Below are 12,573 nucleotides of genomic sequence, written 5' to 3' on the forward strand. Positions count from 1 at the left end.
GAGTTTGTCTTCTAACATGGGCGCATTTTCGGGCAAAAGCCCCTAGGGACAATCACCACCGCTAAAAGCGGTGGTTTAGGGATGACAATGAAAAAAGAGCGACCCAGTGGGTCGCTCTTTGTCACATAATTGCGAAAGTGAAACTTACAGGATATCCAGCAGTTCGACTTCAAATACTAACGCTGCAAACGGAGGAATCGCTGCGCCTGCGCCACGCTCGCCATAAGCAAGGTTGTGTGGAATGTAGAGTTTCCACTTAGAACCAACAGGCATTAGTTGCAGAGCTTCAACCCAACCGCGGATGACGCCAGTCACCGGGAATTCAGCAGGTTGGCCGCGTGATACTGAGCTATCAAACACAGTGCCATCAACCAGTTGGCCGTGGTAGTGTACGCGAACTGACTTATCGGATGTTGGGATTGCGCCAGTACCTTCAACCAGTACTTCGTACTGCAGGCCTGACTCAAGAACCGTCACTTCTGGACGTAGAGCATTATCTTTCAGGAAAGCTTCACCTTCAGAAGCGGCCACTTTAGCGGCTTCTTGGCGGGCTTCTTCAGCACGCATATGAATCGCATGTAGAGCTTGGTTGATCTCATCAACAGAAATCGCTGGCTGCTCGCCAACAAGAGCGGTGGCGATACCCGCAGCAATTGCCGCTACGTTTAAGCCTTCAAGGCCACTACCTGCCAACTGTTGACCCATTTGTAGGCCAATGCCGTAGCTTGCTTTCTGTTCTACGGTTTCAAATTTTACTTCAGACATAAAAGTCGCTCTTGGTCGTTCAATAAAGGCGACAGAATAGCAGGTTAGATAGAGTGATGAAACGTTTAGCGCCCAATCGTTGCTATCCGTTCGGTGTGACTTGTCGCAGAAAGTTCAGCGAAAAACTTCAAGTTTGTGTCAAGCTTTGGCTTTCATGTCACTCGACTCTATACTCTAACCTCATGAATTTTTATACTGTGGGCAAGTAATTAAAGGACTTTGAACATGAACCGCCGCCACAAGAAGCCGCAGCAAACTGATTATCTGGCCAAAGTGCAGAATTATTGGCAGCAATTGGATTGGCCACGCTATCGCCAACAACTGCATGCGTTATGGTTGCGCTTGCCTCCTTTTCATCGTCGTGGCTTGATGGTGCTCACGCCTGCTGTGTTGGTATTGATGGTGATCCCTTTGCCGGACAAGCAAGACGTGGCGGCTGAAACTCCTGCCACGTCAAAGCGGATTGAGGTTGGGATCAATACGCAAAGCTTGAGTGAACAACGCACGCAAGCGCAAACCGCCCTTAAATCTTCGGCATGGCAAGAGTACGTGGTGCGTCAGGGGGATACTTTGTCGCAGGTGTTTCGTAACAACGAGCTACCACTCACTGATATTAATGCGCTGGTTAAGGTGGAAGGTTCTGATAAACCGCTGAGCCAAATCCAAGCCGGTCAACTGATCCGCTTTAAATTGGCGGAAAACGGCCAATTAGACATTTTGCAGCTTGAACGTAATAACCAATCAGTGATGTTCTTCCGTCTCTCTGATGGTGGCTTTGGGCGCAGTAAGTAATTCCCACCACTTTGCCAGCCATGCGCTAGGCAACAGAGGCAGAATAATCATTCCAATCCCAAGCCAAGTCAGTGCGTCCAGCATTTCAGCAAACCAGAATGCGCCAAAAGCCGCAACAAAGATCAATCCTGAATACTCAGCCAGTGCGATTTGGCTGGCTGGCGCTTTCTGATACGCGGCAACGGCCAAACCGTTGTAGAGCAAAATCAATCCTGAACTTGCAGTAATCCATAACCACTGAGATAAGCTGAGCGGCTGCCAATAGGCGGCCGCCAGTAAGCCAGAAATGGGGAGTGAAAAAAGTGTGGTCCACATGAGTGTGGTCACGACAGGTTGGCGCTCAGGGATGGTGCGAGCGAGTAGGTTAAAGAGTGCCAACGAACATGCCGTACCCAAGGCAAACAGGGCTGCCCAATGAAATTGCGATGGGCGCAATACAATCAGTACCCCAAGAAAGCCGGTGACGGTTGCGATAACCTTGCCGCGGCTTGGTCTCTCTTTCAGAAACAGAATTGAGAGAGGCAGCATCAATAGTGGCGCGGCGTAAAACACCGCATTGGCGGTGGCTAAGGGTAAATACGAAATCGCGACCACCATACAGCCAGCGCCCAGTAGCACTAAATGAGCGCGGATTAGGGTGACTTTAGGATCATGCAGTTGACGTAAGACTTTGGGCTGTTTTCGCCACACGGGCCAGATGAGGGCAAAAGCAAAGAGTTGGCGCAAGAACATATATTGAAAAGGTACGACTTCACCTTGCAACATTTTGACTGCCACATCAGAGAGAGAAGCCGCCAAATTGCCTAGAACCAGTAGCCAAACAGCTAACGCTACAGGGTTCATGGTTAGGCTCTTTTCATATCAATGTGAGGAATGCCATCTTCTAGATAGGTTTCTGAGGTTGCGACAAAGCCATAGCGAGCATAAAACTCGCGCAGATGCTCCTGTGCACCAATTTCAATCGATTGTTGTGGCCATAAGTTTTGACACTGCTCAAGTGCCGTTTGCAATAGTTGGTGTCCTAAGCCATTGCCACGTGCACTGGCCTTAGTCGCCACACGGCCAAGGCTAACACTAGGATAGCTCACCCCTGCAGGCAGTAGACGTGCGCAAGCGACGAGCTCTCCATCTTGATAACCCAGTAGGTGATGCACTTCGTTGAGCGTATCTTTGTTATCCAATTCCGGGTAGGGGCAGGTCTGCTCGACCACAAAAACATCGACACGCAGTTTGAGTAGTTCGTACAGCTGTTGGGTGGTTAATTGGCAAAAAGGGATACATTGCCAGTTGATCATCTTTATCTCCTTAAATATGAAATCTATCCACTTCCTATGAGAAGCTGCAACGGCAAGTCATTTGAGTATGGGCGGATAGGAATAGCAGTACTGTAGCAGGCAGCGCAAAAACCAGCGTTAACAAAGGTTAAGGGCAAGCAAGAAAATTTAAATCAAGATTCACTGGAGCTCGGGCGCAAAATAACGATAATAGCGCTTCTTTTTTCGTCACACTGAGGACACCCCTTGAACGCCAACTCTTTTGCTGCTTTGAATCTGAAGCCTGAACTTCTTGCTAACCTTGAAACCATGGGGTTTGCCACTATGACTCCGATTCAGGCGCAATCTCTTCCTGCGATCCTTAAAGGGCAGGATGTGATTGGCCAAGGCAAAACAGGCTCCGGTAAAACCGCTGCGTTTGGTCTTGGGGTACTCTCCAACCTCAATGTGAAGCGCTTTCGTGTGCAAGCCTTGGTGCTGTGTCCAACACGTGAGTTGGCCGATCAAGTCGCGACCGATATTCGTACGCTAGGGCGTGCTATCCACAATATCAAAGTGTTGACGCTGTGTGGCGGTATGCCAATGGGGCCGCAGATCGGATCCCTTGAGCATGGCGCGCATATCTTGGTCGGAACGCCGGGACGGATTTTGGATCATTTGAGTAAAGATCGTATCGATCTGAGTGAGCTCAATACCTTGGTATTGGATGAAGCTGACCGCATGCTCGAAATGGGTTTCCAAGAAGCGCTGGAGGCGATCATTGCTGCCGCGCCAGCCGAGCGTCAAACCTTGCTGTTTAGTGCAACTTACCCCACCAGCATTGAGCAGATTGCGCAAAGTGTGACTCGCAATGCGCTGATGATTAAAGTTGAGGCGACCCACGATACTTCAAGCATTCGTCAATATTTCTACAAAGTAGAAGGCAGTGCTGCGCGTGATGAGGCTCTGGAAACGTTGCTCTTGCACCATCAACCGACTTCTTCGGTGGTGTTCTGTAACACCAAACGTGAAGTACAAAATGTTGCCGATGCCCTGCATCAAAGCGGTTTTAGCGTGATTGAACTGCATGGTGATATGGAGCAGCGTGAGCGCGACCAAGCCTTAGTGCAATTTGCCAATAAGAGTATTTCTATTCTGGTCGCGACCGATGTTGCGGCTCGTGGTCTGGATGTCGATAACCTTGATGCAGTGTTTAACTACGATCTGTCTCGCGATCCTGAAGTGCATGTACATCGCATCGGGCGTACTGGTCGTGCGGGAAGTAAGGGCTTAGCGTTTAGCTTCTTTAGTGACAATGAGAGCTACCGTGTGGCGCAAATTGATGAGTACATGGATATCGCGATTGAACCTTCAACCTTGCCGCAACCAGCTGCAGGCGCTCGTCCTTACGCGGCGAATATGGTCACCATTCAGATTGACGGTGGTAAGAAAGATAAGGTGCGTCCCGGTGATATCCTTGGCGCACTGACCAGTGATGGCGAACTGACCGCGGAGCATATCGGCAAGATTAACCTGTTCCCGATGCGTGCTTATGTGGCCGTGCAGAAGAAAATCGCCCACAAAGCTCTGAATAAAATTGCCAACGGTAAGATGAAGGGACGCCAGTTCCGCGCTCGCTTACTCAAATAATATCACGCATCCTGTCTCAGCCGCGCTTTAATGCGGCTGAGGCTAATTGGCGTTATCCCCAAATACGCGGCGATGTGATGATCGCAAAGCCGCGCCATCAAATCTGGAAACTGAGCACACATCACTTGGTAACGCTGTTCTGGGCGATAGAGCAACATAAAGCGCTCTTTTTGCTCCTTGTACAGCAGTTGCGTCTCAAGTAAACGTTGATAGAGCGGGTGACCGCTAGAGCGCCATTCACGTAACACCTCAATCGGTACGCCCATCAGTTTTACTGGAGATAAGGTTTCCAACATGAAGGGTGAGGCTTGCTCACGCAGCAAACTTTCAAAACCAATCGCCCAGTCTTGCTCCCAATAAAACTCTTTACTGAAACTTTTGCCCTCTTCGGTGAGATAGCAAGCGTGGCATAGCCCAGCGAGCACCCAATAGGCAAAGGGAGTGGTTTCTCCTTGTGCGACCAGGACATGTCGTGTTGGCAGCTCGAGTGGCTGAGCGACACTTTGCAATTGCGTGCATTCGGCATCGGAAAAACCATGCTGTTTTAGATAAGCGTGAAACTGTGCTTGCATAAAAGCCTCATAGAAAAGAAAACAGCCACTCTAGGTGGCTGTCTACTTTACGTGATAACCCAAGTGACTTGAAGCGGCTGCTGTATTGGTTGCCGTTTCAATAGGGGGTTATTGGTGCTTATTTTTGTAAGTCGATGCGATACACCGCGAAGCCAACATCATCACTGGCGACTTGGGTCATCGGATATTGACCTTTTTGTTTAATAAACTGGGTGGCTTTATCGCTTGGTGAGGTTTCAAAGCGAATATCCAGCTTGGTTTTGCTGCTGATCGGAGCAAATGACCAGTTGTTGTCCGCACTTGGCGTCACTTCGCCTTTGTCCTTACTCACGCGAGCGATGTAATCGGCCACTACTGTGCGGTTTTCATCGGGTGAATCAAACGCGACAAACTCAGCGCCTGTGCCGGGGAATTTGTTGCTGTAGGCACGATAGTTGTTGGTGGCGATCAAGAAGGTTTGTTGGGTATCAATTGGCTTACCTTGATAAGTCAGTTGCACGATGCGCTGTGAATTTGGGTTGATCAGTTTGCAGTCACCATCGTAGCGCGCAGGCTGAGTCACATCGATCTGGTAATTGACGCCATCAATCACATCAAAGTTGTAAGTGCGGAAGCCATCCCAGTTGATGAGCGATTGCGGTGCGCTAGACGTCACATCAATCTGGTTAAACTGGCCTGCTGAGCACTCTAACCACTCTTTAAGCTGCTGACCGCTCACTTTCATGGTGACTAAGGTGTTCGGGTACAGGTAAAGGTCGGCGGCATTACGGAAAGTCAGCTCGCCCGCTTCCACTTCAGTGAAACCGTTAGGATCGTCTTTACGGCCACCGGCTTTGAAAGGCGCAGCGGCAGATAGCACTGGCAAACCATCAAGGTTTGGATCGCCTTGAATAAAGCGCTCGACATAATCTTTCTGCGCGAGGTTGACGATTTGTACCGTTGGGTCATCTTGCACCAGTGATAAGAAGCTGTACATCACGTCGTTCGCTTTGCCGATTGGCTGGTTAACAAAGTCGCGTGTACCTTGATGATCGTGTTGCAGCGCTTGCACCATAGTGGCATCGGCTTCGACAAGCGCTTTCTTATTGGCTTTGTCAAAGATTGGGCGAGCTTCGGATTGACCGGAAGTCACTGCCCAGCGACCTTGCTGCTTTTCTAAGGTCAGATCCATCACCCCAACATGGCTACCCCAACGCCCCGGCATCACAGCGGTCACGCCATTGATGGTACCTTTATCGATGTCTGCGCCCGGTACATTAGCAAAATCTTTACCCGGGAAGACGGCGTGAGAGTGACCAAAAGCAATCGCATCAATGCCTTTCACTTGGGTCAGATAGTAAACCGAGTTTTCTGCGCCAGCTTGGTATTCATCGGTGCTGATCCCAGAGTGGGGGATGGCGACAATCACATCCGCGCCTTTGGCTTTCATCTCAGGGATAAGTTTTTCTGCGGTCTGTTTGATATCGGCTGCGGTCACTTTACCTTCGAGATTTTTCTTATCCCACACCATGATTTGGGGCGGAACAAATCCGATATAACCGACCTTGATGGTATGTGCCTCTCCATCGGTATCTTTAAAGCTGTGCTCTTTAATCACATAAGGCGTGAATAAGTGCTGACCTGTTTTGGCATCAAACACGTTGGCGTTGATGTAGGGGAAGGCGGCATCGTTGATGGTCTCTTTTAAAAACTCAAGGCCGTAGTTAAATTCGTGGTTACCTATGTTACCCACATCATAACCTAGCGGATTCATGGCTTTATAAACGGGGTGCACTTCGCCAGCCTTGATGCCTTTCGCTGCCATGTAGTCACCCATCGGGCTACCTTGGATCAAATCACCGTTATCGACCAGCACACTGTTTTCGACTTCGGCGCGAGCTTGTTTGACAAGCGTGGCGGCGCGCGTCAGGCCAATTTGATCGGAGGCTTTATCTTTGTAGTAGTCATAATCCATCAAATTGGTATGAATATCCGTGGTTTCAACAATACGTAGTTTGATCGTATCGGCCATTACAGGGCCCGCCATAGCTAACAGGCCGCCAAGTACCGCTAAAGAAACAGGTTTGATCATCATGGTCATCACAGACTCCAGAATGAGTGACAGAAGGAGGAAATAAAAACAACTCGATAAATGTAACAAAAGTCGATGAAACAAAGGTTTCACTCATAACCAAATTGTGATGTGACGCGATACCTTTGTCTGAAATTGCCCAGTTGATCCCAGTTGGCATGCTGCTGTTGTCCTGACTGTGTCGAGTAATCTGCTGAGCTTAGGCTTTGATGCCCATTTCGCTCCGCTTATATCAGCTTTTGGAATAAAAAATGAAATTATAGAATTTCAGGTAATAACCGTAACTGCTCATAATGCCTACAACAGACCAATTAAGGATCAAGATTATGGCGCAGGATGCGGTAACTCCCCTTCGTAAACCCCCCCGCTTAGCCGTTGTAGAAGGCTCAGGTTATGTGCGTGCCGCGCGCAGCCAACTGCAAGCAGGAGAAGTGGCGCTGGTGGGCGCAGGTCCAGGCGATCCTGAGCTACTCACAGTCAAAGCACTCAGTTATCTCCAACAAGCGGATGTGGTGCTCTACGACTACTTAGTGTCCGATGAAATCATGGCGCTCATCCCAAGCGAGACGATTTTAGTCTGTGTCGGGAAACGCGCAGGCCATCACAGTGTGCCACAGGAGAAAACCAATCAACTCTTGGTCGATTTTGCCCGTCAAGGTTATCGCGTGGTGCGCATCAAAGGCGGCGACCCTTTTATGTTTGGCCGCGGTGGGGAAGAGCTGGAAGTGCTGTTTGACGCTGGCGTGAAATTTCAGGTTGTCCCCGGCATCACCGCAGCCGCTGGTGCAACGGCGTATGCCGGCATTCCGCTCACTCATCGTGATTACGCCCAATCGGCGCTGTTTGTCACCGGCCATTTAAAAGCGCAAGCCGAGGATCTGGATTGGTCAACGCTGGCGCGTGGTAAGCAAACCTTAGTGATTTACATGGGCTTGAGCAACGCTGCGGCAATCGCTGAACAGCTCCAGTTGCATGGCCGTCAAGCGAGCACGCCCGTGGCAATCATTGAACGTGGCACTCAAGCCAATCAACAGGTGCTGATTGGTACATTGCAAACTTTGCCCAATTTAGCCAGCCAAGCGCAATCTCCGGCGCTGATTGTGGTGGGTGAAGTGGTTGCGCTTGCCGCCAAGCTGAACTGGTTTGGCGAACAAGGCGCAACACAGCAGCTTGATGCGGCTCAGTCAGCGTAAGGTGCCGCACTTATCTTCTTGGTCACTACTTAAAATTTCACACTACGGCGCTGCTTAAGGGCAGCGCGCCGCCGTCAGGCAAGCGAAAAGGAAGCAGGTAAAATGGATCAACAGCGTTTAACCCATTTAAAACAGTTGGAAGCAGAAAGCATCCACATCATTCGTGAAGTGGCGGCCGAATTTGATAATCCGGTGATGATGTACTCGATTGGCAAGGATTCATCGGTGATGTTGCATTTAACGCGCAAAGCGTTTTATCCGGGCAAGATCCCTTTTCCTTTGTTGCACGTCGATACCGACTGGAAGTTTCGCGACATGATTACGTTTCGTGATGCGACGGCCAAAAAGTACGGCTTTGATCTTATCGTGCATAAAAATCCAGAAGGTTTGGCGGCGGGGATCAACCCATTTGATCACGGCTCCTCTAAGCATACCGACATCATGAAAACCCAAGGCTTGAAGCAGGCGTTGAACAAATATGGTTTTGATGCGGCCTTTGGTGGTGCGCGTCGCGATGAAGAGAAATCGCGTGCCAAAGAGCGTGTCTACTCTTTTCGCGATAAAAACCACACTTGGGATCCGAAAAACCAGCGCCCAGAGCTATGGCGCACCTATAACGGCCAGATCAACAAAGGTGAAAGCATTCGGGTGTTCCCGCTCTCGAATTGGACGGAGCTGGATATCTGGCAATACATCTATTTGGAAAACATTGAGATTGTTCCGCTCTATCTGGCGGATGTCCGCCCAGTCGTACAGCGTGATGGAATGCTGATCATGGTGGACGATGATCGGATGAAGCTGCGCGAAGGTGAACAGATTGAGCACAAGAGCGTGCGTTTTCGCACCTTAGGCTGTTACCCACTGACTGGAGCCATCGAATCACAAGCCAATACATTGACCGAGATTATTGAAGAGATGCTGGTGGCGACCTCCAGTGAGCGCCAAGGCCGCGCGATCGACCACGATCAGTCGGGATCAATGGAACTGAAAAAACGTCAAGGTTACTTCTAAGGATCGAAGGAAAGCGTATGAACAATGCAGTCAAAGAGCAGCTCGCTGAGCTCGGTATTGAAGGTTACCTCAATCAGCATCAACACAAATCGTTACTGAGATTCTTAACTTGTGGCTCGGTCGATGATGGTAAAAGCACTCTGATCGGTCGTTTGCTCCACGATTCAAAGCAGATTTATGAAGATCAACTGGCCGCCGTCCATAACGATAGCCAGCGAGTTGGCACCACGGGCAGTCGCCCAGACTTAGCGCTGCTGGTGGATGGCTTGCAAGCTGAGCGTGAGCAAGGCATCACGATTGATGTGGCGTATCGTTATTTCTCAACCCAGAAGCGCAAATTCATCATTGCCGATACACCGGGGCATGAGCAGTACACCCGTAATATGGCGACAGGCGCATCGACTTGTGATCTGGCGGTGATCTTGATTGACGCGCGTAAAGGCGTGCTGGATCAAACGCGTCGTCACTCATTTATCTCCAACTTACTTGGCTTGAAACACTTTATTGTGGCGGTCAACAAAATGGATCTGGTCGATTATTCGCAAGATCGTTTTGAACAGATCCGCGCAGAATATCTTGAGTTTTCAAAGCATTTACAGGGCGAGACCGAGATTCAGATCATCCCGCTTTCGGCATTGGAAGGCGATAACGTGGTCGAAAAAAGCCGTTTGATGGATTGGTACCAAGGCCCATCACTGCTTGAGCTACTGGAAAATGTCGATATTGATCGCGACAAGAGCAGTGGTGCGTTTCGCTTCCCAGTACAGTATGTGAATCGTCCTAACCTCGATTTTCGCGGCTTCGCGGGTACGATTGCTTCTGGAGTGGTGAAAGTCGGCGATAAAATCAAAGCGCTACCATCGGGGAAAACCTCAACCGTGACAAGGATTGTGACTTTTGATGGCGATTTGCCTCAAGCACAAGCCGGTTTGGCGGTCACTTTGACACTGGCTGATGAAATTGATATTAGCCGTGGTGACTTGATTGTGTTGGAAAGTGCGCAAGTCGACAGCACTAATCATTTGTTGGCGGATGTGGTGTGGATGACAGAACAGCCACTGCAAGTGGGGCGTGATTACGATATTAAAATCGCGGGCAAGAAAACCGTCGGTCAAGTAAAAGCGGTGCGCCATCAGTACGACATCAATAACTTGTCGACCTACCATGCCGAGAGTTTACCGCTTAATGGGATTGGGTTGTGCGAGTGGACGTTTACCCAAACTGTCGCGCTTGATAAATATCTGGATTGTGCCGATACCGGTGGTTTCATCATTATCGACCGCCTGACAAACGTGACCGTTGGCGCGGGTTTAGTGCGTGACAGTTTGCAAAATATCACTGGCCAAACCGAGTCGTTTTCAGCCTTTGAACTTGAGCTCAATGCCTTGGTGCGTAAGCACTTCCCACATTGGCAAGCGATTGATTTAAGCCGCTTAGGTAAAGCGTGAGTGAGGATGGATGAGTAAGCAAGCAGATAGCCTGCGCTTTGAACAAGATGCCAAGCTAGAGAATGTGGTGTGGCATCGTCATGCGGTGGATAAAGCGCAACGTGCGGCACTGAAACAGCAGCGCCCTGCGGTACTCTGGTTTACCGGTTTATCGGGTGCGGGCAAATCGACCGTGGCAGGGGCGCTTGAGAACCGTTTAGCGGCGCTTGGGTATCACACTTATCTGCTGGATGGTGATAACGTGCGCCACGGTTTGTGTAGCGATCTCGGCTTTTCTGAGCAGGATAGACGGGAAAACATTCGCCGCATTGGTGAGCTTGCCAAACTGATGGCGGATGCGGGTTTGATTGTGCTGACCGCGTTTATTTCACCCCATCGCGCTGAGCGCCAAATGGTGCGTGACTTGTTGCCAAATGGCGAGTTTCTAGAGGTGTACGTCAACACATCACTCGATGTGTGCGAAGCGCGTGACCCGAAAGGCTTGTACAAAAAGGCGCGCGCCGGAGAAATTCGCCAATTTACTGGGATTGATTCCGCCTATGAAGCGCCGCTCAATCCGGATATCGATTTACCGGTGGGTGAAAAAAGCGTGGATGAGTTGGTGGCGCAGTGCCTTCAGGCGTTAGCAGAGCGTCATATCATTCAACGTTGGGTATAACTCTTTAGATTCAAAATAAACCAAAAGCGACCGTCCGGTCGCTTTTTTGATCTCTTTATTGAGGGCATGTCATCAGACGGTGTGGTGAATCGAGCTGCTGCTCACTTCAGTCTGTACGGTGAATTTCTGAGTCAGAAGTGCGACCAGCTGATCGTAATAAGTCATATTGGGTTTGTTACCGAGCAGTCGACACAGTTCATTGCCGGTTGGGCTAAAACGATAATAGATCAGGCGCACGCCTTTGCTGGTTGGCTGCAGATGCAGATTTTTACCCTGATAGCTAAGGAGTAGGGCGGGTTCGGCTTCAATCTCGCCCGATTCCAATTCCGTTGCGTGCAAAAGACCCAGCTCAATCAATACCAACAAGCTGGAATAAGGCAGTTGATGATTGCCTATATTGATGGCTTGGGTGGTAATGCGCTTGCCGAGACTAAACAAGCTATTTTGCGCTTTGTAGCCAATCAGCAATTTCAAGCTAGTGTCTGAGCCAAAACTGCACGCCAGCGCGGCGGCGCGTTGTAAAATCTGCGCTTCTTTGGGCGTCATATCCTGCAGCACCTTCAGTGCTTTCATGGAGGTAAAGCCGGGATTAGTCACTTCACGTTTCAGCACTTGCGCCCACAGGCGCTGCATGGAGCTATTGTGAATGTCCTGCGCCATATCAAAAAAGCGATATAGCCAATCTTGGTCTGGGTCGCCAGCGCTTTCATTACGGCAAGAGCTGTGCGCAAGCTTAATGATCTGCTCTAAGTTTTTCTGGCGCTGCTCTTTACGTTGTCGCTCGCGATGTACTGCTCGTTCTAATGCGCTGTTTTCCGGCGATTCTGTTAATAGCTGGGCATCTAAGCCGTGATGACGGGCGATAACCAAAATGCGGCTACCACTGTCTTTGACGTAATGGGAGTGGGTTCGTTTCTCTTGGCTCTGTTGAGAGTCATGCTCGATCACAACAGGCGTCATATTGTCCGCCATGCGCTTCCTGAAAGCCTCTGCTGCGTTTTTGGTCTGCTGTAAAATTTACTCTGTTCGCCGCTGAGCAGCCAGTGAAACTCTCTGACGTAGTGCACAATTTTGTGCTATCACAAATGATAATAAATTGTTAAAGTTGTTATTAATCTTTGTGGGGTGGCTATGAAGTATTGGAAAGAGCGCAAATTGGC

General features: G+C 49.8%; 11 protein-coding genes and 1 pseudogene. 6 read left to right on the forward strand and 6 right to left on the reverse strand.

From position 1 onward, the window contains the following. Positions 1-144 precede the first annotated feature (144 nt). The gene (gene bamJ / locus T411_RS0112220) at positions 145-765 is read right to left on the reverse strand and encodes a BamJ family beta-barrel-assembly machinery protein (protein WP_000005604.1); all 621 of its coding nucleotides are present in this window, start codon (positions 763-765) and stop codon (positions 145-147) included. Between the two features lie 225 nt (positions 766-990). Here bamJ and T411_RS0112225 point away from each other — a divergent pair, with 225 nt between their 5' ends. Beyond that, a complete protein-coding gene (locus T411_RS0112225; protein ID WP_001081780.1) occupies positions 991-1,557 on the forward strand; it encodes an OapA family protein in 567 nt (188 codons plus the stop codon). On the opposite strand, the gene T411_RS0112230 is transcribed toward T411_RS0112225, so the two are convergent. After that, on the reverse strand, positions 1,507-2,400 hold the full coding sequence (locus T411_RS0112230) for a DMT family transporter (protein ID WP_001070209.1): 894 nt from the start codon (positions 2,398-2,400) through the stop codon (positions 1,507-1,509). The two genes, T411_RS0112225 and T411_RS0112230, sit on opposite strands and share 51 nt — an antisense overlap. 2 nt (positions 2,401-2,402) lie before the next feature. Next, positions 2,403-2,852, reverse strand: coding sequence for a GNAT family N-acetyltransferase (locus tag T411_RS0112235; RefSeq protein WP_000611535.1), 450 nt, complete (start codon positions 2,850-2,852; stop codon positions 2,403-2,405). Positions 2,853-3,077: 225 nt separating this feature from the next. On the opposite strand from T411_RS0112235, the gene dbpA reads away from it, so the two are divergent. Beyond that, positions 3,078-4,460 carry an ATP-dependent RNA helicase DbpA gene (gene dbpA, locus T411_RS0112240; RefSeq protein WP_000993360.1) on the forward strand — a complete coding sequence of 461 codons (1,383 nt, stop codon included), beginning with the start codon at positions 3,078-3,080 and terminating at the stop codon, positions 4,458-4,460. Between the two features lie 2 nt (positions 4,461-4,462). Here dbpA and T411_RS0112245 read toward each other — a convergent pair whose 3' ends face one another. Together T411_RS0112245 and cpdB are read right to left on the reverse strand one after the other, a co-directional pair. Continuing rightward, the gene (locus T411_RS0112245; protein WP_001148833.1) at positions 4,463-5,032 is read right to left on the reverse strand and encodes a Crp/Fnr family transcriptional regulator; all 570 of its coding nucleotides are present in this window, start codon (positions 5,030-5,032) and stop codon (positions 4,463-4,465) included. A 118-nt stretch (positions 5,033-5,150) separates the two neighbouring features. Then, the gene (gene cpdB, locus T411_RS0112250; RefSeq protein ID WP_000178338.1) at positions 5,151-7,112 is read right to left on the reverse strand and encodes a 2',3'-cyclic-nucleotide 2'-phosphodiesterase; all 1,962 of its coding nucleotides are present in this window, start codon (positions 7,110-7,112) and stop codon (positions 5,151-5,153) included. Between the two features lie 317 nt (positions 7,113-7,429). Between cpdB and cobA the strand changes: the two genes are divergently transcribed. The 4 genes and pseudogenes from cobA to cysC all read left to right on the forward strand — a co-directional run bounded on the left by cobA (position 7,430) and on the right by cysC (position 11,413). After that, a complete protein-coding gene (gene cobA, locus T411_RS0112255; protein ID WP_000035991.1) occupies positions 7,430-8,296 on the forward strand; it encodes a uroporphyrinogen-III C-methyltransferase in 867 nt (288 codons plus the stop codon). 66 nt (positions 8,297-8,362) lie between these two features. Next, a pseudogene (gene cysD / locus T411_RS0112260) lies at positions 8,363-9,307 on the forward strand (sulfate adenylyltransferase subunit CysD); the annotation flags it as partial. Positions 9,308-9,324: 17 nt separating this feature from the next. Further along, positions 9,325-10,755, forward strand: a complete 1,431-nt coding sequence (gene cysN, locus T411_RS0112265; RefSeq protein WP_001057925.1) for a sulfate adenylyltransferase subunit CysN — start codon at positions 9,325-9,327, stop codon at positions 10,753-10,755. Positions 10,756-10,765: 10 nt separating this feature from the next. Continuing rightward, complete coding sequence (gene cysC, locus T411_RS0112270; protein ID WP_000043056.1) at positions 10,766-11,413, forward strand: adenylyl-sulfate kinase; 648 nt, start codon at positions 10,766-10,768, stop codon at positions 11,411-11,413. Between the two features lie 72 nt (positions 11,414-11,485). Here cysC and T411_RS0112275 read toward each other — a convergent pair whose 3' ends face one another. Continuing rightward, positions 11,486-12,385: a TIGR03899 family protein gene (locus T411_RS0112275; protein WP_000774796.1), complete on the reverse strand. Its 900-nt coding sequence runs from the start codon at positions 12,383-12,385 to the stop codon at positions 11,486-11,488. Positions 12,386-12,573 lie beyond the last annotated feature (188 nt).

It is taken from the genome of Vibrio cholerae ATCC 14035, from assembly GCF_000621645.1.
Classification (GTDB): domain Bacteria; phylum Pseudomonadota; class Gammaproteobacteria; order Enterobacterales; family Vibrionaceae; genus Vibrio; species Vibrio cholerae.

Excerpts from the sequence above, each read along its gene's own strand:
- bamJ (WP_000005604.1), bottom strand. The coding sequence starts at position 765 with ATGTCTGAAGTAAAATTTGAAACCGTAGAACAGAAAGCAAGCTACGGC.
- T411_RS0112225 (WP_001081780.1), top strand. The coding sequence starts at position 991 with ATGAACCGCCGCCACAAGAAGCCGCAGCAAACTGATTATCTGGCCAAA.
- T411_RS0112230 (WP_001070209.1), bottom strand. The coding sequence starts at position 2,400 with ATGAACCCTGTAGCGTTAGCTGTTTGGCTACTGGTTCTAGGCAATTTG.
- T411_RS0112235 (WP_000611535.1), bottom strand. The coding sequence starts at position 2,852 with ATGATCAACTGGCAATGTATCCCTTTTTGCCAATTAACCACCCAACAG.
- T411_RS0112245 (WP_001148833.1), bottom strand. The coding sequence starts at position 5,032 with ATGCAAGCACAGTTTCACGCTTATCTAAAACAGCATGGTTTTTCCGAT.
- cpdB (WP_000178338.1), bottom strand. The coding sequence starts at position 7,112 with ATGACCATGATGATCAAACCTGTTTCTTTAGCGGTACTTGGCGGCCTG.
- cobA (WP_000035991.1), top strand. The coding sequence starts at position 7,430 with ATGGCGCAGGATGCGGTAACTCCCCTTCGTAAACCCCCCCGCTTAGCC.
- cysN (WP_001057925.1), top strand. The coding sequence starts at position 9,325 with ATGAACAATGCAGTCAAAGAGCAGCTCGCTGAGCTCGGTATTGAAGGT.
- cysC (WP_000043056.1), top strand. The coding sequence starts at position 10,766 with ATGAGTAAGCAAGCAGATAGCCTGCGCTTTGAACAAGATGCCAAGCTA.
- T411_RS0112275 (WP_000774796.1), bottom strand. The coding sequence starts at position 12,385 with ATGGCGGACAATATGACGCCTGTTGTGATCGAGCATGACTCTCAACAG.